The following is a 17,615-nucleotide window of genomic DNA, read 5'->3' on the forward strand; positions in this document are numbered from 1 at the left end:
CCCATGGGCGCCGCCCACCCACCCGGCGCCGTGGACGCCCTGACGCCCGCACGGCACGCGCGCGCGGCGAGCCTGGCCCGGCCCGCCGCCCGCCGGGTCGCCGCGGCACTCGAGGCCGCCCGACGACCGGTGACGGCCCAGGAGCTGGCGGACGCGCTCGGCCGGCACCACACGGGGGTCCGCGTCCAGCTGCGCGCACTGGAGCGCGCCGGCGTCGTGGAGGGCGTCAGCGACCCACCCCGGAGGCGCGGTCGTCCCACCCGTCGCTACACCCTCACCTCCGATCCCGGAGAACGTGAGGCTGCGGGGCACCGCGAGCTCGTGCGCCTGTTGATGGGGCTCGTCCGCCAGACGGGCCTCGGCCCCGGGGACGTGGAGCGCTTCGGGGAGCGCCAGGGCTGGGCGGTCCCGGCGCCCGGCGGCGGCGCCGACGAGCTGCGGTGGGCCTTCGAGCGGTTGGGCTTCGCCCCTCGCTGGGCGGCGGTCGCCCCGCTCTCCGAGCTCGTGCTCGACCAGTGCCCGTTCGCCGACGGCGTCGAGGCCCCGGGGGGAGAGGTCATCTGCCTCATGCACCGGGGCCTGGCGCGCGGCATCGCGCGGCGCGCCTGCCCCGGCCTCGCGATCACCGAGCTCGTCATCGAGGATCCGCGGCGGGCCGGCTGCCGCCTCCGCCTGGGCCCCGCCGACGGGCCGGCCATCCACCACCCGAGGGAGTCCCCATGACGTCGAGCGCCTTCCATGTCGAGCTCGACCCTGCGGGTGCCATCGAGGTCCCCGCCGCGGGCACGCTGAGCCGCACCCTCTATGCGGACGACGATCTCCGGGTGGTCGTCTTCGGGTTCTCGGAGGGCGAGGAACTGACGGAGCACACGTCCTCCCGCACGGCGATCGTCGAGGTGCTGCGGGGGGAGTTCGAGCTGACCCTCGCAGGCGAGACCGTCACGGCCCGCGCGGGCGCCTGGGTGAAGATGGATGCGGGTCTCCGCCACGCTGTGCGGGCGCGCACGGCGGCGGTCATGATGCTGACGTTGGTGGGGCCGGTCGTGGGCGGTGCGACGGCCGGATAGGGCAGTCCGTCCCGGGCTCAGGGCACCAGCGAGACCGCCAGCCAGAGGGTGGCGAGCGCTGCGACGAGCAGGAACCCGTCGAAGGCCGCGCCCAGCAGGCGCCAGCGCCGGGCCGTCGCCGGGTCGTCGGCCTCGTCGGCGCGCCGGGCGCGCGGGCCCTGCCAGAGCGCGTGCAGCAGGGTCACGACGCCCATCGCCGCGAGCAACACCATCTTCGCCACGATGCGGCGGCCGTAGTCGCTCTCGGCGAGATCGCCCACGGCGACGCCGCGATGGTCGATGAGCGCGAATCCCGTCGTGACGAGCAGGGCGAAGGCGACGGCCCCGATCACGCCGAATCGGCGCGCCGCGGAGGTGACGACCCGTCGGCCGGCGGCGCGGTCGCCCGCGCGCCGGGCGGCGGGTACCGCCACGGCGCCGAGCACGATCATCCCGCCCACCCAGGTGGCGGCCCCGAGGACGTGGAGGAAGCGCACGAGCGTCCAGACGTCGTCCCTCACGCGGTCACCGCTTGCCGATGCGCACGCGCCAGACCTCCGGCCCCTCCTCCAGGTAGTCCCAGGTGTAGCTGCCGGGGAGCCGCGTCTCGAACTGGCGACGCAGCGGTTGCGGGTCGTGGTCGTTCACCAGCTCCATCGCCTGCCCTGGGGACAGCGCCTCGAAGGTGGTGAAGATGGTGGGGTGACGGTCGCGCGGGACCATCTCCCGCACGTCGATGACGGTGGTGGGCGATGCCGCCATGGCTGCCTCCTGTGGATGGGTGGGTGGATGATGTGGCGTGCGCGGCCGCCGGCGCTCAGCGCGACGGCCCCGTCGGCCCCGGCCGCGCCATCGCGTCGCGGACCTGATCGTTCACGTCGCCGTCGTCCACGGCCAGCACCACGACGACCCAGACGAAGTTGATGCCGAGCGCGATCGCCAGGCCGCTGCCGATGCCGATCGCCACGCCGAATCCGAAGATGACGCTCGCCGCGATGCTGAGGACGACGGCGAGCGGCCACGGCGCGATCAGCACCGTCCAGAAACGGCGGCCGCGCGCATGCGATCGCACGGCCTCGCGATCTGGTGGCGTCTGCCGGCTCGTCTCCATGGCCATCTCCCTCACTCGGATCCCGTGCAGGGACCGTAGGCCGTCGCCGACGATTTTTCAAACTGATGAGCAGAAAAAAAACTGCGATGGGGCAGGCGGCCCGGCACCGGGACGCACGGCCACGACGCGGGACGGGCCCGATGGCGATCGCCATCACTCGGCGCACCGCCCCCACACCGCCGCGACCAGGGTCGGTCGCCGCGGGAATGGACGACCCTCAGGTGCCGGTGCGCTGAGAGCGATCCAGTTCGCCGACGAGCGCGATCAGCCTCCTGCGGTCTGCCACCAGGCCGGCGACCGTTCCGGCCAGTCGGCGCTCGCCCTCACTCGAGAGGCGCAGGTAGGCGCTCCGCCCATCGTCCGCGGATCGCTCGCGTGTGAGGAGCCCCGCCTCCTCAGCCCGCGCAACGAGGTCCGTCACGGTGTTCTGAGCGAGCTGCATCCGTCCGGTGAGGTCGGTCACCGTTGCACGCTCCGAGCCGTCCGGCGCCCCCTTGATGAGCAGGAGCAGGAGCTGGCGCTGGGGCGTCAGCCCATGCGCCGCGGCGATCTCCTCGCTGCGCCGCAGGAACCGCCGGAGTCCCTCCCGCAGTGCGGCGGCCTCGCGGTACTCCTCCGCGCCCATCGCCTGGTCGGTCGTTCCATCGGGATTCATTCGTTCGGGGCTCCGGCGGGCGGCGTCGATCCGTGAAGGCTAGCCCCACGCCGGACCCGTCACCGGTTCGTCGTGGGTTTACGCGCATGCCGCCCGGGGCATCGGCGATAAACATCGTCTTACGATCTATCGTCAGGAGCCCCGGTATGGGCGAGACCGTCGCCGACTTCTTGCTGGATCGCCTTCGCGCGTGGGGAGTGGAGCGGATCTACGGCTACCCCGGCGACGGGATCAACGGGATCCTCGGCGCCCTCAATCGCGCGGACGACGATCCCGAGCTGATCCAGGTGCGACATGAGGAGATGGCGGCATTCATGGCGTGCGCCCACGCCAAGTTCACCGGCGAGGTGGGCGTGTGCCTGGCGACCTCGGGCCCCGGTGCCGTCCACCTGCTCAACGGCCTCTACGACGCCAAGCTCGACCACCAGCCCGTGGTCGCCATCGTGGGCCAGCAGGCCCGCTCCGCGCTCGGCGGCAGCTACCAGCAGGAGATCGACCTCGACTCCCTGTTCAAGGACGTCGCCCACGAGTACGTCCACGTCGCCACGGAGCCGGCCCAGGTCCGCCATCTGATCGACCGCGCGATGAGGATCGCACGGGCCGAGCGCACCGTCACATGCCTGATCATCCCGAACGACCTCCAGGACATGGACGCGGTGGCCGAACCGCCTCGCGCACACGGCACGGTCCATTCCGGGATCGGTCACTCGACGCCGCGCGTCATCCCGCGGGACGACGATCTGCGACGTGCGGCCGAGGTCCTCAACGCAGGCGAGAGGGTCGCGATGCTCGTCGGCGCCGGGGCGCTCGCGGCCCCGGAGGAGGTCACGCAGGTGGCCGACCTGCTCGGCGCGGGCGTCGCCAAGGCCCTTCTCGGCAAGGCCGCGCTGCCCGACGACCTCCCCTGGGTCACGGGCTCGATCGGGCTGCTCGGCACCCGCCCGAGCTGGGACCTCATGATGGGCTGCGACACCCTCCTGATGGTCGGCTCCAGCTTCCCCTACTCGGAGTTCCTGCCCCGCCCCGGCCAGGCACGAGGGGTCCAGATCGACATCGACGGGCGGATGCTCGGCATCCGCTACCCGATGGAGGTGAACCTCGTGGGCGACAGCGCCGAGGCCCTCCGTGCGCTCCTCCCGCTGCTGCGCCGCAAGGACGACCGCTCCTGGAGGGAGTCCGTCGAGGCGAACGTCGCCGACTGGTGGGACCTCATCGAGACGCGGGCCATGGACGACGCCGCCCCGATCAACCCCCAGCGGGTGTTCCACGAGCTCTCCCCCCGGCTGCCCGAGAACGCGATCGTCTCCTGCGATTCGGGCTCGGCGGCCAACTGGTTCGCGCGCGATCTGCGGCTACGCCCCGGGATGCTGGCGTCCCTGTCGGGCACCCTCGCGACGATGGGTCCCGGGGTCCCCTACGCGATCGCGGCGAAGTTCGCGCATCCGCACCGGGTGGCGGTCGCCCTCGTCGGCGACGGCGCCTTCCAGATGAACGGGATGAACGAGCTGATCACGATCGCCAAGTACTGGCGGCGCTGGGCCGATCCGCGGCTCGTGATCATGGTGCTCCACAACAACGACCTCAACCAGGTGACCTGGGAGCAGCGGGCGATGGAGGGCGATCCGAAGTTCGCCGCCTCCCAGGATCTGCCCGACTTCCCCTACGCCGCCTACGCCGACCTCGTCGGCCTGCACGGCATCCGCGTGGACCGGCCCGAGGACGTGGCGGGCGCCTGGGAGGAGGCCTTCGCCGCCGACCGGCCCGTGGTCCTCGAGGCGATCACCGACCCCGACGTCCCTCCGCTGCCCCCGCACGTGACCCTTGAGCAGATGAAGGCCATGACGCTCGCCATGGCCAAGGGCGACCCCGACCGGCTGGGCGCCGTGACGCAGATGGTCAAGGGCAAGATCGAGGAGTTCATGCCTCATCGGGGCGGGCGATGAGGGACGACGGACCGCCGGTCGAGCGACTCGATGTGGCCGCCTACCGCATCCCGACCGACCAGCCCGAGAGTGACGGGACGATGGCCTGGGACGCGACCTCGGTGGTGGTGGTGCACGCCGGCGCGGGGGGACTGTCGGGACTCGGCTACAGCTACGCCCACCCCGCCGCCGGCGAGGTCGTCGCGACGGTGCTGTCGGAGGCCGTCGTCGGGCGCGACGCCTTCGCGACCCCCGGCGCATGGCAGGCGATGGCCGTCACCGTGCGCAACATCGGGCGCCCCGGGATCGCCTCGTCGGCGATCGCGGCCACCGACATGGCCCTCTGGGACCTGAAGGCGCGCCTGCTCGGCCTGTCCCTCGCCGATCTGCTGGGACGCGCCCGCGAGGGCATCGCCGTGTACGGCAGCGGTGGGTTCACCTCCTACGACCTGCCGCGGCTGCGCGAGCAGCTGGGCGCGTGGGCCGCTGCCGGGATGCGCTTCGTGAAGATGAAGATCGGACGGGAGCCGGAGCGCGACCCCGCGCGGGTCGCGGCCGCCCGCGAGGCGATCGGACCGGACGTCGAGCTCTTCGTCGATGCCAACGGAGCCTTCGACCGCCCGGGTGCGCTGGCCATGGCGAGCGCCCTCGAGGGCCTCGGCGTGACCTGGTTCGAGGAGCCGGTCTCCTCCGACGACCTCGCCGGCCTGGCCCTCGTGCGCGAGAAGGCGCCGCCCGGGATGGCGGTCGCGGCGGGGGAGTACGGCTACGACCTCCCCTACTTCGGGCGCATGCTCGGCGCCGGGGCGGTGGACTGCCTGCAGGCGGACGCCACCCGATGCGGGGGGCCCACGGCATTCCTCGGGGTGGCGGGACTCTGCGAGGCGCACTGCCTGCCGCTCTCCGCCCACACCGCCCCGTCCGTCCACGCCCACCTCTGCTGCGCCCTGCCGGTGGCGCGCCACGTGGAGTACTTCCACGACCACGCCCGGGTGGAGCGGATGCTCTTCGACGGCGTGCTCGAGCCGCGCGACGGCGTCCTGTCGCCGGATCGCTCGCGCCCGGGCCTGGGCATCGCGCTGAAGGGCGCCGACGCGGCCAGGTACGCGCTGTGAGGGGGCGGCCCGAGCACCGCATCGACCGGCTGGTGGGCGACGTCCAGCACGGGCGCTTCGAGCGCACGCTCTCGGGCCTGACGGCGGTCGCGGCCATCGTGACCACCGCCGAGGTCTACATCGAGCACTACCGTGCGAGCTTCGGCAACAAGATGATGTGGAGTCCGATCGCCGTCACGCCGCCGGTCGTCGTGGCGGGCATCGCCGGGGTGTTCAGCCGTCGATGGGCCAAGACGGCCCTGCCGGTCGCCTCGGCCGTCTACGCCCTCGACGGCATCGTCGGCGTCTACTACCACGGCCGGGGTGTCGCCCGGCGTCCGGGTGGCTGGCGCCTGTGGACCTACAACCTGCCGATGGGGCCTCCGATCGTCGCCCCCGGGCTGATGGGCATCGTGGGAGGCATGGGTGTCCTGGCGGCGCTGCTGCGGCGGGAGGGGGAGGGATGAGCGGCTCCATCGAGCGCCCCGACCATCTGCCGAACCTGCGCCCCGGCCGCCGGCCCCCGCCGCCGAGCTGGCTTCCGCGCCAGCGCCGCGGCACCACGCCGCAGATGATCGGGCGCTACCCCGACTTCGACGTCCTGGAGCAGGCCGGGGCCTGGGACGCGGTCACCCGGCGGGAGGTGCTCTCGCGCCTGGAGGAGGCCGGCCCCCTGCGCTTCTTCGCCGTCGAGGAGGAGCCCGCTCTGCGGGCCTTCTGCGACATGGCGCTCGCGCAGGACGCCGAGCCGCGGGTCCCGGTGGCCGCGATGGTCGACGCCAAGCTCGCCGCGGGCCGCCTCGACGGATTCCAGTACGCGGGCCTGCCCGACGACCGCGAGACCTGGCGACGCGTCCTCGCGGGCCTCGACCAGGCCGCGCACCGGCACGGCGTCGAGGGGTATGCGGCGTGCGACCCCGACCGGCGCTGGCGGATCATGGGCAGGCTGGAGGACGGGACGCTCGCGGCGGACGCCCTGGCCGGGATGGACGTCGCGCGCGCGTGGGCGGTCTGCATGCGCATGGCGCTCGCCGCCTTCTACTCGCACCCGTGGGCGTGGAGCGAGATCGGCTTCGGCGGTCCCGCGTACCCGCGCGGGTTCATGCGCACCGGACCGCTCGCCACGCGGGAGCCGTTCGAGCGGCCGGGCGCCGTCGATGTCGACCCGGCCGGCGACAGCGGTCCGGACGGCGCCTGATGCGGCTGCTCACGGGATCGCGCGGCCCGCGCGCGAACGACTCGCGGTACCTGCTCGACGTCCATCGCCGGGGCCTGCCCGGTCGCGACGCGATGCGGAGCCACCGGGACGACGACGAGGTCGACCTCTGCATCGTGGGGGCGGGGGCGGGGGGCTCGGTGCTGGCGCAGCGCCTGGCCCGGCGCGGCTGGCGCATCGTGGTCATCGAGGCCGGGCCCTTCTGGGATCCCGACGAGGACTGGGTGAGCGACGAGGCCGGCTCGCACGAGCTCTACTGGACCCAGAAGCGGATCATCGGCGGCCGCGATCCGGTCGAGCTGGGCAAGAACAACTCCGGCCGCGGCGTCGGCGGATCGATGGTCCACTACGCCGGCTACACGCCGCGCTTCCACCCCTCGGACTTCGCCACCCGCACCATCGACGGGGTCGGCGCCGACTGGCCGATCGCGTACGAGGACCTCAGGCCCCACTACGAGGAGCTGGAGCGGGAGCTTCCGGTCGCCGGCCAGGACTGGCCCTGGGGCGACCCGCACTCCTATCCCTTCTCGCCCCATCCGGTCGGCGGCGCCGCCGCCGCGCTCTGGAAGGGGGCGATCGAGCAGGGCGTCGAGATGCGGGTCGGGCCGGTCGGGATCGTCAACGGGACCTTCGGCAACCGCCCGCACTGCATCTACCGCGGCTACTGCCTCCAGGGCTGCAAGGTCAACGCCAAGGCGAGCCCGTTCGTCACCCATCTGCCCGACGCCCTCGCCCACGGGGTGGAGGTGCGCGCGCGCTGCATGGCGGCGCGCGTCGAGATCGACGCGCGAGGGCGCGCGATCGGGGTGACCTACCTGCGCGAGGGTGATCGCAGCGAGCGCCTGCAGCGCGCCCGGCTGGTGGCGATCGCCGGCTACTCCATCGAGACGCCCCGACTCCTGCTCAACTCGGTCTCCGCACGCCATCCGCACGGTCTGGGCAACGCCCACGACCAGGTGGGCAGATACGTGATGGTCCAGGGGGCGACCCAGACCGCGGGGCGGTTCCCCGACGAGATGCGGATGTACAAGGCGCCCCCGCCGGAGGTCTCCTCGGAGCAGTTCTACGAGACCGACGAGCGGCGCGGGTTCGCGCGGGGCTTCTCGATCCAGACCGTCTCGCCGCTGCCGATCGGGTGGGCCGAGCACGTCCTGGCCGACGGCCACCGCGGCCGGGCCCTGCGCGAGTACATGCGCGACTACAACCACTGGGCGACCATCGGGGTGCTCAACGAGTTGCTCCCGAGCCCCGACAACCGGGTCACGCTGGCGGACGAGAAGGATGCGCTGGGGATCCCGATCGCCCGCTTCGACCACTCCCTCGGCGACAACGACCGCGCGAGCATCGAGTACTCGACCCGCGTCATCCGGGGCATCGTCGATGCCGCCGGCGCGCAGGACGTGCTCACGATCCGCCGCTACGCCCACCTGATCGGCGGCTGCCGCATGGGCGCGTCGCCCGAGGAGAGCGTCATCGACTCCGACCACCGTGTGTGGGGGGTGCCCAACCTCCTCGTCGCCGACGGGAGCGCGTGCCCGACCCAGGGGGCCGCGAACCCGGCGCTGACGATCATGGCGCTCTCCTCGCGGCTGGCCGAACGGCTCGCGGGGGGCGCTCCGGACGCCGGCCGGAGTGCGACGGCCTCGGCGCGGGCGGCGTGAGCGGGATGCCGGCCTTCTTCCCGCTCTGGGTCGTGCTGACCCACTTCCTCAACATCCTCTTCCTGCTGCTGCTCGCCCGCAGCGGCGTCGAGGTGCTCTCAGCCCTGCCCAAGCTCTACTGGAACGACGACTGCCATCCGGGACGGGAGTGGTTGCGCTTCTCCCGCCGCGTGTTCTCCGCCGATTCGCGCCGGCTCTGGAGCTCGCTCGAGGAGGAGGAGTCCTGGTCGCCCGTCGTGGCCCTGCCCGGTCGCAGGAACCTCGGCCTCGGGCGCCACTGGCACTTCATGACGGTCCAGTTCTGGATCCTCACCGGCGTCGTCTACGTCGCGATGATCGTCGTCACCGGCTACTGGCGCTACGTGGTGCCGACCGATTGGGCGATCGTGCCCGACGCGCTGCGCGCGGTGGGCGACTACCTCCGGTTCCGCCTGCCCCCACCCATCGCCGGCGAGCCGTTCGAGCCCGCCCAGAAACTCACCTACTTCCTCGTGATCTTCGTGCTGGCCCCGCTCCAGATCGCGACGGGCGCGGCGATGTCGCCGTCCGTGCTCGCCCGCTTCCCCCGCTACGGGCGGCTGTTCGGGGGCACGCAGGGCGCGCGGAGCCTCCACTTCCTCGGCCTCGTGGCGTTCGCCGCCTTCACGCTCGTCCACACGGCCCTCGTGGTCATCCACGGGCTCCCGTCCGAGCTCGCGAAGATCACCCTCGGCGACGCAGATGGCAACCACGGCGTCGCGATCGCCGTGGCGGCCGCGGGGCTCGCGGCGGTCCTCGCCGTGCAGGTGATCGCGACCCGCGCCTCCCTGGCGCAGCCGCGGCGGGTGCAGCGGGCGCTCGGAGCGCTGGTCGACCCGCTCCAGCGGGCGATCACGCGCACCTCCACCTCGCGCCAGCGGTTCTCGCCGCGAGACGTGTCGCCCTACCACCGTGTCAACGGCTTCCCCCCTCCCGATGAGGGGTACGAGCGGCTCGCCGCCGGCGGGTTCGCCGACTACCGGCTGACGGTGGGCGGTCTCGTCGACCACCCGCTCGTCCTGTCCCTCTCCGATCTGCGCGCGTTCGGAGTCGATGCCCAGATCACCACGCACCACTGCATCCAGGGCTGGACGGCGACCGCGCAGTGGGCGGGCGTGCCGCTCGCGCGCGTGCTCGAGCGGGCCGCACCCCGGGCCTCCGCCCGCCACGTCGTCTTCTACGCGTTCGACGACAAGGGGCTCACCGAGGGTGAGGGGCGCTACGGGCACTTCTACGGCACCCTCCCGCTCGCGCGTGCGGGTGACCCCCAGACGATCCTCGCCCTGGAGATGAACGGGGCGCCGCTGCCGATCCAGCACGGGGCTCCGGTGCGGCTGCGCGTCGAGACCCAGCTCGGCTTCAAGATGGTCAAGTGGATCTCGGCCATCGAGCTGGTGGACGACTACCGCTCGATCGGCATGGGCCAGGGCGGGTGGCGCGAGGACCAGATGTACTACTCGACGTCCGCCGGGATCTGACGGTGGACGTGCTCGAGGCCGCTCCCGGCGACGCGTCGCAGGCGCCGCACGTCCTGCGCGAGTACGCACTGATCGCCGACGGTGAGCGGGGCGCGCTCGTCGGCCCGCGGGGAGACATCTGCTGGATGTGCGCCCCGCGATGGCACTCCGACGGCGTCTTCAACGCGTTGATCGGCGGTGAGGGGAGCTTCGCCGTCTCTCCCGTCGAACGATGCGTCTGGGGCGGGCACTACGAGGAGGGCACGCTGATCTGGCGGGGGCGCTGGGTCACCGACTCGGGGGTCGTCGAATGCCGCGACGCGCTGGCGCGGCCTGCAGCGCGGGGCGTGGCGGTTCTCCTGCGGCGGGTGATCGCCCGGGAGGGCGACGCCAGGATGCGGATCATGCTCGACGCGTCGGCGGGCTTCGGGCGGCACGCGATGACGGACCTGGCGCTCGAGGACGGGGTCTGGCGCGGCCGCTCGGGCCCTCTGCACCTCCGCCTCCAGGGCGCCGAGCGCGCACACACGACGGCGTCCCCCGCGGGGCGGCACGCCGTGGCCTTCGACCTGGTGGTGGCGGCGGGCGCGACGCACGACGTTGTGCTGGAGATCGCGGTGGATCCGTTGGCGGGCGACGCTCCGCGCCCGCAGGCGCTGTGGGCGGCGACACAGGCGGCATGGTCCGCGGATGTCCCCCGCCTTCCCGAGGCGATCGGCGAGCGTGACGCGCGCCACGCGTGCGCCGTGCTGCACGGGTTGACGAGCGCGGACGGCGGGATGGTCGCGGCCGCGACGCTCGGTCTGCCCGAGCGCGCCCGGCAGGGGCGCAACTACGACTATCGCTACGCGTGGATCCGCGACCAGTGCTACGCGGGGCTCGCCGCCGCCGCCGCGGCCGGCCGGGACCCGCTGCTCGACAGCGCGGTGCACTTCGTGTCCGAGCGCCTGCTGGCCGACGGGCCGGGGCTGAAGCCGGCGTACACCGTCGACGGGAAGCCCGTCCCGGACGAGCGTGAGCTGCCCCTTCCGGGATATCCCGGCGGCACGGCCATCACCGGCAACTGGGTCAACGGGCAGTTCCAGCTGGACGCCTTCGGCGAGGCCCTGCTCCTGCTCGGAGCGGCCGCGCGCCGCGGACGCCTCGATGCCGACGGCCACCGGGCCCTCGTGACCGCGGCCGATGCCGTGCGGAGGAGGTGGCGCGAGCCCGACGCCGGGATCTGGGAGATCGAGCCGCGCGACTGGGCCCACAGCCGGCTCATCTGCGCGGCGGGGTTGACCGCGGCGGCGGAGGCCGACCCTGGCGCCGCGGCCGTTTGGACCGACCTGGCCGGCACGATCGTCGCCGACACGGCCCGTCACTCGCTGCACGGCTCGGGGCGGTGGCAACGTGCGCCCGACGATCCGCGCGTGGACGCGTCGCTGCTGCTGCCGGTGATCCGCGGCGCGCTCGCCGCCGACGACCCGCGGAGCACGGCGACGCTGCGCGCCGTGCGCGCGGATCTCTCCGAGGACGGCTACGTCTACCGCTTCCGGCCCGACGAGCGCCCACTCGGCGAGGCCGAGGGCGCCTTCCTGCTCTGCGGCTTCGTCACCGCGCTGGCTGAGCACGACGCCGGCGACCGCGTCCGGGCCCTGCGCCGCTTCGAGCGCACCCGGGCCGCCTGCGGACCGCCCGGGCTCTACTCCGAGGAGTGGGACGTCGCCCAGCGGCAGATGCGCGGCAACCTCCCACAGGCCTTCGTCCATGCACTGCTCCTCGAGTGTGCGGTGCGTCTCGGAGGGCCGCCCGGCTAGGGGCCGTTCAGTCGGCCGAGCGCAGCGTCGCGGTCCGTGCCGCGACCTCCTCGAGGTGCTCCACCACCGGCCGACCCGCGAGCGACGAGCGGCGACGTGTGTGGCGTGCGACCTCATCGTCGTCCGCTCCGGGTCCCCGTCCACCGAGGAGACGGGCACGCAGCGCGGTGATCGTCCGCGCGGCGTCGATCCTCGAGCGGAATTCGCGAGTCGGGTCGGGGTCGGCGGCCCGCCGGCTACCCATGCGACGTCGCCAGGCGGCGGGATCGGCGCCGTCCCGCGACCGCGAAGGCTGTGGCCACCCCCGCGTCGATGAGGGCGGGACGACGACGTTGCCGGTCGACGAGCGCCAGAGCCGCGGCCGAACACGCATGAACCAGGTCGACGGCCACGCCCCTGCGCGCCGCGCGTCGGGAGGGCATCCCTGCGAGCACGGCGGCCTGGAGCACATGGCGGGCCCCGAGCGCCCGAATCACGAGGCGACTCCGTGGATCGACCCGCGCGCCGAGCAGGCGGGCGCCTGCCTCCGGCCGGACGAGCAGGCCGAGGCCGACGGCCATCCGTCCCACGGTGAGGCTCATCCCCGCACGCGCCACGCGCCGGCGGCTGCCGTCGCGAGCGCCGCGACCCCCAGGAGCCCGTGGTGCTGCGAGGCCCACAGCTGGAGGCTGGCGGCGTGCGATCGTGCGTCGAACGGACCGTGAGCCCCGTGGTCGTGCCCGTCCGCTCCGTCCACGGGCTCCCAGAGGTTGGCGGGGGCGTCCGGCGGTCGCGGCTCGGACGTCTGCTGGGAGCGGAAGCCCGTGAGCGCCAGATAGCGATCGAGGAGCCCTGGCGCGATGGCGTTGGCCGCCAGGGTGCCGAGGGTGGTTCCCCCGACCCAGTACTCGCGGCGGCGCGGGTGGTCGGCGGCGTACGCCACGGCCCGCGCCGCGACCTCCGGCTGGTAGATCGGCGGCACCGGCCGGGCGAGGTGGGGGAGGCGCGACAGCACCCAGCGGAACTGGGGCGTGTTCAGGGCCGGCATCTGCACCATCGTCACGCGCACGCCGCTGCGCTCGTGCAGCAGCTCGCAGCGCAGGGCCTCGTTGAAGCCCTGGATCGCATGCTTCGCACCGCAGTACGCCGTCTGCAGCGGGATGCCGCGGTAGGCGAGGGCGGAGCCGACCTGCACGATCGCGCCGCGGTCGCGCTCGCGCATCCGGGCGAGCGCCGCGCGCGTGCCGTTCACGTAGCCGAGGTAGCTGACCTCGGTGACGCGCTGGTACTCGTCTGCCGTGATCTCCATGAACGGGGCGAACACCGAGGTGAAGGCGACGTTCACCCAGACGTCGATCGGGCCGAGTTCGCGCTCGACCCGGTCGGTGGCACGCTCGAGGCCCTCGGCGTCGGCCGTGTCGACGGAGATGGCCAGCGCGCGGCCGCCGGCCGCCTCGACGTCCGCGGCCGCTCCCGCGAGGCCACGCGTCCCCCGGGCCAGCAGCGCGACACGATCGCCTCTCGCTCCGAAGAGGCGCGCGCTGGCGCGGCCGACACCACCGCTCGCCCCGGTGACGACGATCGTCCGTGGGCCCGCCGACGCCCGGGCGGGCCCACGGCGGCCCGCCCGGGTGCCGCTCACTTCTGGTCTGCGTGCAGGTAGGGCTCGCTCGTGCGGCCCTCCGGGGCGAAGAGCCCGTAGTGGCCGAGGAGGTCCGCCCACCACTCGTTGCTCATGTGCCAGCCGTCAGGGCTCTCGTCGGGCGGGGGCGGGGCGTCCACGACCTGCTCCACGCCGATGCCCGGCGCGAGGAGGACCGTGTTGGTGGACGCCTCGACGGTCCCGATCATCTCCTCCGGGACGTAACCGGCCCGGTGCGGGTGCCCTGTGAGCTTGTGGATGCGGATCCCCCGCGGCCGGACGCCCTCGATCTCGCCGATCACCGCGGAGCCGTCGGCGCTGCGCACCTGGTAGCCCACGACCCCGATCCCCAGCTCGCGTTCCCGAGTCATCGTCATCCTCCCAACAAGCATCGTTGTACGATGTTTAGATGGTACCCCCTTCCGTTGCCGGAGCAAACCGCCGGACAGATGCCGCTCGCGGAGGCTCTCCTCGACCATCACGCGTCGATGCGCCGAGAGCAGGTGGAACTGACTGACCACGCCGAGGAGGCGGTGGGGGTCGTCACGAGCGACCACCGGGAACACCCCGTGCTCGGTCGCCACCATCCGGTCGGCAACGGCGCGCAACGTCTCATCGGGGTGGGCCACGACCGGCGGCCGGGCGAGCTCGCCCGCCGTGCGAGGACCCCCCGCGGTCTGCGCGTCGAGGACGTCGGAGAGGGCGAGCACGCCGCGCATCGCCCCGTCCGGGGCGATCACGGGGTAGAGCCGCTGCCGGCGGCGTGGGGACCCCTCGGGAAGCCACGCGTAGACGTCGCCGACCGGCATGACCGCCGCCACCGTGTGAGGTTCGGCATCCATCACCTCCCGGACGAACAGCGCCTGGAGGGAGTCGACCTCGTACTCGCGGTTCACGTGATGTCCCCGGCGTGCGATCCGCTCGGTGAGAAGGTCGCGTCTCAGCCAGAGCGCGCTTGCGAGGTGGCCTACGGCGCAGGCGGCGAGGAGTGGCAGCATCACCCCCACCTGGTGGGTGAGCTCCAGCGAGAAGACGATCGCCGTCAGCGGCGAGCGCATCGCCGCCGCCATCGTCGCCCCCATGCCGACCACCGCCCAGGCCCCGGGAGACGCACCCGGGAGCCCGGTGCCGACGATCCCACCGAGCGCCGCGCCCATCATCAGCAGCGGCGCCAGGATCCCGCCGCTGGTGCTCGAGCCGAGGGCCACCGACCAGACCACGAGCTTGCAGATGAGGATCGTCACCAGCGTCCCGACCGCCAGGCGCCCGGCCAGCTCGTCATCGATGGTCGCGTAGCCCGCGCCGAGCACCCGGGGCTCGATCAGCCCGCCGACCCCGACCACGACTCCCCCGATCGCGGGCCACCAGGCCCAGTGCACCGGCAACCGCGAGAAGCCGTCCTCGGCCGCATAGACCGCCCGCGTGAGCACCCAGGCGAGGCCGGCGCAGGCGACGCCGATCAGGAGCCCCCCGGCCACCGTCCCGGCCCCGAGGTCGCCCACGTCCGGCACCGGGAAGAGCGGCGCGGCGTGGATCAGGCCGGCGTCGGCGAGGCCGTCCCGCACGACGGCGGCGGCCGATGCGGCGAGGGCGGCGGGGACCATGGAGCGCGGACGCCACTCGAACGCCAGCAGCTCCACCGCCAGGAGCACGGCGGCCACGGGCGTCCCGAAGATCGCGGTCATCCCGCCCGCCGCGCCCGCCACCAGCAGGCTGCGGCGCTCGGCGGCCGTCAGGTGCAGCAGCTGGCCGGTCACGCTGCCGATCGCGCCGCCCGTGACGATGATCGGTCCCTCGGCTCCGAAGGGCCCGCCCGTCCCGATGCTGACCGCGCTCGAGAGCGGCTTCAGTACGGCGAGGCGCGGCTCCATCCTGCTGCCCCGCAGGAGGATCGTCTCGATGGCCTCCGGGATCCCGTGGCCGCGGATGCGCTCCGCGCCGAAGCGGGCCATCACGCCGATCACGAGCCCGCCCGCGACCGGGATCAGGATGCTCCACGGCCCGCGCACGGTCGGGTCGGGCGGGGTGAGCGTCGTGCTCCAGCGCCCGGCGTAGCAGAGGTTCGAGATCAGCGCGATCAGGTCCAGCAGCCCGAGCGCCACCACCGCGACCGCCGCCCCGATGACTGCGGCGATCAGCCCGATCCGCACCAGGTCCGGTGTCGCGGTGAAGTCACCCTGCGCCCGCTCGGGACCGTCGGTCGCCCGCAGGTCGGGAATCGCGACGCCGTCATCGGGAAGCGGGCGCGGGCGGGCCATCGCGGCACTATAGATCGTATTGCGATATTTCTTTCGCGACCTGTCCGCCGGTCCCCGGACGCAGGGACGCTCAGGCGGCGTCCTCGGGATCCTCGCGGACCACCCGTCCGAGGGCCTGCCCGCCCGACTCCTCGCGCACCACCCGGCCCAGCCGTTTCGTGGTGGGCTCGAGCGGGTCGGGAAGCACCCGGCCACGGGCGGCGGGCCGCTCCGCGGGATCGCCGCGGACCACGCGGCCGATGACGTCCACGTCCTGGCCGGGGTCGGGGTGCCCAGCCGGGATGCGGCGGTCCCCGCGGGCGTCGTCGTCGTCGGTCATCGCTCCTCCTCGAAGCTTCGCCGAGAATAGATCGTAATACGATGTTGCGGTGGCGGCAAGGGAGGGCAGGCGCGCGACGGCGCTCGCCTCCAGGGATTCGGACCTCTGGATCGCGGCGCGCAGGCCACGGCCGACCCGCGCGGTCGGTCGAAGCCGCGATCGGGCCAACGGACGATGGGCCGTGTCGGGCTCGAACCGACGACCTTGGGATTAAAAGTAGCCGCGGTCCGTCTCTGGCCGTCTCGTGGCGCCTCGGGCACCGCGGTTCCCTGCGGCGTTTCGTGGTCGCGGGTCGCCCGGCCCTCTCGGGCCGTCTCTGCCCGTCTCGTTCCCACCCTGTTCCCACCTCGGCGGGCCGATGAGTGCGCTGGAGCTGGTGCCAACCCCGCGCGATCCTGCTCTCCGCGCCCTCCTGGAGCGAGGTCTCGCCCAGGCGCACGCCCGCGAGGCGGCGGCGCCCCCGGAGGCGGCGCCTGAGCAGGTAGAACCCGCTTCCAAGCCCACGGTCCGGCCTATCCCGCGCACGCTCGGCCTCGCCTCCGACCGGGCGTGCGTCGAATCCAACCTCGCCCGCAAAGGGCTCTGGCGTTCGGGCACGACCAGCGGCGGGGAGCTCGTGCGCCTCCTCGATGCCACCGACCAGCTCGGGACCGTCCAGCGCGTCGACGCCGGGCCTCCCCTCGGCGCTCTCGCGTTCGACGTCGTTGTCTGGGCTTGCAGCCGCTGGCGTGAACTCGGGCAGGCCGGTGAGCGTCACGTTCCCTTCACTCTCGAGGTCATGGCCACCAACCTCGGCTGGCGGAAGGGCGGCGGTGCCTCCGCTGAGCTTGCGCGGGTGCTCGACACCCTGCGCGGCGCAACCTTCCGGGCACGGGTCTACAACGCCCGCCTGCAGGAGACGCGGATCGACACCTTCGGCCTCATCGACCGCTGGGAGCGCGGCGAGCCGGACCGTTCCGGACGACCGGCCCGCGCCGGCTTCCTGGTCCTCGGCGACTGGCTGCACGAGCAGCTCGCGCGCAAGCACGTCACCTTCGTGAACTGGTCAGAGCTCCGCGCGCTGTCGAGCGGCACCGCCCGCCGCCTCCTCGTCTACCTGGAGGCCGAGCGCTTCACCGGTCCCACGTGGCGCCGGACGATTGACGACACTCTGTTGACGACGCTCGGCATCGTCGCTGCCAAGCCATGCCACCAGCGCGCCACCCTTCGGCGCGCCGCAATCGAGGTCACGCGAGCCGAGAACCGCTACCTCAGCGTTGGCGTCGAGCCCGGCAACCAGCGGGGCGTCCATGTCCTGAATGCGCGCCGCCGCAACAGCGCGGCCGACCGGTGACCAGGGCAGCTCGTGCGATCGAACTCGGCCCGGTAGGCGTCGATCTTGGCGTGGCCTCTACCGCCGCAGTCACTGCGATCGGGCGGGGCAGGGGAGACGGTCGAC

The 17,615-nt window shown here is 73.4% G+C and carries 19 protein-coding genes; 10 read left to right on the plus strand and 9 right to left on the minus strand.

Annotated elements, in window-relative coordinates:
* The first annotated feature begins 3 nt into the window (after positions 1–3).
* Together IU369_RS03000 and IU369_RS03005 are read left to right on the plus strand one after the other, a co-directional pair.
* Entirely contained in the window at positions 4–723 is a 720-nt protein-coding gene (locus tag IU369_RS03000; RefSeq protein WP_217923088.1) for a helix-turn-helix domain-containing protein, read from the plus strand.
* Positions 720–1,067: a cupin domain-containing protein gene (locus IU369_RS03005; protein WP_217923089.1), complete on the plus strand. Its 348-nt coding sequence runs from the start codon at positions 720–722 to the stop codon at positions 1,065–1,067. The genes IU369_RS03000 and IU369_RS03005 overlap by 4 nt, the downstream gene beginning before the upstream one ends.
* Before the next feature lie 17 nt (positions 1,068–1,084).
* On the opposite strand, the gene IU369_RS03010 is transcribed toward IU369_RS03005, so the two are convergent.
* The 4 genes from IU369_RS03010 to IU369_RS03025 form a co-directional block, all read right to left on the minus strand.
* The gene (locus IU369_RS03010; protein ID WP_217923090.1) at positions 1,085–1,567 is read right to left on the minus strand and encodes a CopD family protein; all 483 of its coding nucleotides are present in this window, start codon (positions 1,565–1,567) and stop codon (positions 1,085–1,087) included.
* Between the two features lie 4 nt (positions 1,568–1,571).
* Entirely contained in the window at positions 1,572–1,808 is a 237-nt protein-coding gene (locus IU369_RS03015) for a DUF2249 domain-containing protein (RefSeq protein ID WP_217923091.1), read from the minus strand.
* 55 nt (positions 1,809–1,863) lie between these two features.
* Complete coding sequence (locus tag IU369_RS03020; RefSeq protein WP_217923092.1) at positions 1,864–2,118, minus strand: hypothetical protein; 255 nt, start codon at positions 2,116–2,118, stop codon at positions 1,864–1,866.
* A 256-nt stretch (positions 2,119–2,374) separates the two neighbouring features.
* Positions 2,375–2,812 carry a MarR family winged helix-turn-helix transcriptional regulator gene (locus tag IU369_RS03025; RefSeq protein WP_217923093.1) on the minus strand — a complete coding sequence of 146 codons (438 nt, stop codon included), beginning with the start codon at positions 2,810–2,812 and terminating at the stop codon, positions 2,375–2,377.
* Positions 2,813–2,958: 146 nt separating this feature from the next.
* Here IU369_RS03025 and IU369_RS03030 point away from each other — a divergent pair, with 146 nt between their 5' ends.
* From IU369_RS03030 to IU369_RS03060, 7 genes are read left to right on the plus strand one after another with little or no spacing between them, the layout of a single operon-like run.
* On the plus strand, positions 2,959–4,755 hold the full coding sequence (locus tag IU369_RS03030) for a thiamine pyrophosphate-requiring protein (RefSeq protein ID WP_217923094.1): 1,797 nt from the start codon (positions 2,959–2,961) through the stop codon (positions 4,753–4,755).
* A complete protein-coding gene (locus tag IU369_RS03035; protein WP_217923095.1) occupies positions 4,752–5,849 on the plus strand; it encodes an enolase C-terminal domain-like protein in 1,098 nt (365 codons plus the stop codon). Before IU369_RS03030 ends, IU369_RS03035 begins: the two co-directional genes overlap by 4 nt.
* Positions 5,846–6,295: a hypothetical protein gene (locus IU369_RS03040; protein WP_217923096.1), complete on the plus strand. Its 450-nt coding sequence runs from the start codon at positions 5,846–5,848 to the stop codon at positions 6,293–6,295. Before IU369_RS03035 ends, IU369_RS03040 begins: the two co-directional genes overlap by 4 nt.
* Entirely contained in the window at positions 6,292–7,026 is a 735-nt protein-coding gene (locus tag IU369_RS03045) for a gluconate 2-dehydrogenase subunit 3 family protein (protein WP_217923097.1), read from the plus strand. The genes IU369_RS03040 and IU369_RS03045 overlap by 4 nt, the downstream gene beginning before the upstream one ends.
* Positions 7,026–8,705: a GMC family oxidoreductase gene (locus tag IU369_RS03050; protein WP_217923098.1), complete on the plus strand. Its 1,680-nt coding sequence runs from the start codon at positions 7,026–7,028 to the stop codon at positions 8,703–8,705. Before IU369_RS03045 ends, IU369_RS03050 begins: the two co-directional genes overlap by 1 nt.
* 5 nt (positions 8,706–8,710) lie before the next feature.
* On the plus strand, positions 8,711–10,201 hold the full coding sequence (locus IU369_RS03055) for a molybdopterin-dependent oxidoreductase (protein WP_246551421.1): 1,491 nt from the start codon (positions 8,711–8,713) through the stop codon (positions 10,199–10,201).
* Between the two features lie 8 nt (positions 10,202–10,209).
* Positions 10,210–11,979 (plus strand): glycoside hydrolase family 15 protein, encoded by a 1,770-nt coding sequence (locus IU369_RS03060; protein WP_425516811.1) that lies wholly within the window; start codon positions 10,210–10,212, stop codon positions 11,977–11,979.
* A 7-nt stretch (positions 11,980–11,986) separates the two neighbouring features.
* Here the strand turns inward: IU369_RS03060 and IU369_RS03065 are convergent, their stop codons facing one another.
* The 5 genes from IU369_RS03065 to IU369_RS03085 all read right to left on the minus strand — a co-directional run bounded on the left by IU369_RS03065 (position 11,987) and on the right by IU369_RS03085 (position 16,177).
* On the minus strand, positions 11,987–12,223 hold the full coding sequence (locus IU369_RS03065) for a hypothetical protein (protein ID WP_217923101.1): 237 nt from the start codon (positions 12,221–12,223) through the stop codon (positions 11,987–11,989).
* Positions 12,216–12,539 carry a hypothetical protein gene (locus tag IU369_RS03070; protein ID WP_217923102.1) on the minus strand — a complete coding sequence of 108 codons (324 nt, stop codon included), beginning with the start codon at positions 12,537–12,539 and terminating at the stop codon, positions 12,216–12,218. The genes IU369_RS03065 and IU369_RS03070 overlap by 8 nt, the downstream gene beginning before the upstream one ends.
* A gap of 17 nt (positions 12,540–12,556) precedes the next feature.
* Positions 12,557–13,600: an SDR family oxidoreductase gene (locus IU369_RS03075; protein ID WP_217923103.1), complete on the minus strand. Its 1,044-nt coding sequence runs from the start codon at positions 13,598–13,600 to the stop codon at positions 12,557–12,559.
* A complete protein-coding gene (locus IU369_RS03080; RefSeq protein ID WP_217923104.1) occupies positions 13,597–15,858 on the minus strand; it encodes a chloride channel protein in 2,262 nt (753 codons plus the stop codon). Before IU369_RS03080 ends, IU369_RS03075 begins: the two co-directional genes overlap by 4 nt.
* A 70-nt stretch (positions 15,859–15,928) precedes the next feature.
* Positions 15,929–16,177 (minus strand): hypothetical protein, encoded by a 249-nt coding sequence (locus tag IU369_RS03085; protein ID WP_217923105.1) that lies wholly within the window; start codon positions 16,175–16,177, stop codon positions 15,929–15,931.
* A 376-nt stretch (positions 16,178–16,553) separates the two neighbouring features.
* On the opposite strand from IU369_RS03085, the gene IU369_RS03090 reads away from it, so the two are divergent.
* The gene (locus IU369_RS03090) at positions 16,554–17,510 is read left to right on the plus strand and encodes a replication initiator protein A (RefSeq protein ID WP_217923106.1); all 957 of its coding nucleotides are present in this window, start codon (positions 16,554–16,556) and stop codon (positions 17,508–17,510) included.
* Positions 17,511–17,615: the final 105 nt, after the last annotated feature.

This window comes from Miltoncostaea oceani (assembly GCF_018141545.1).
Lineage (GTDB): Bacteria > Actinomycetota > Thermoleophilia > Miltoncostaeales > Miltoncostaeaceae > Miltoncostaea > Miltoncostaea oceani.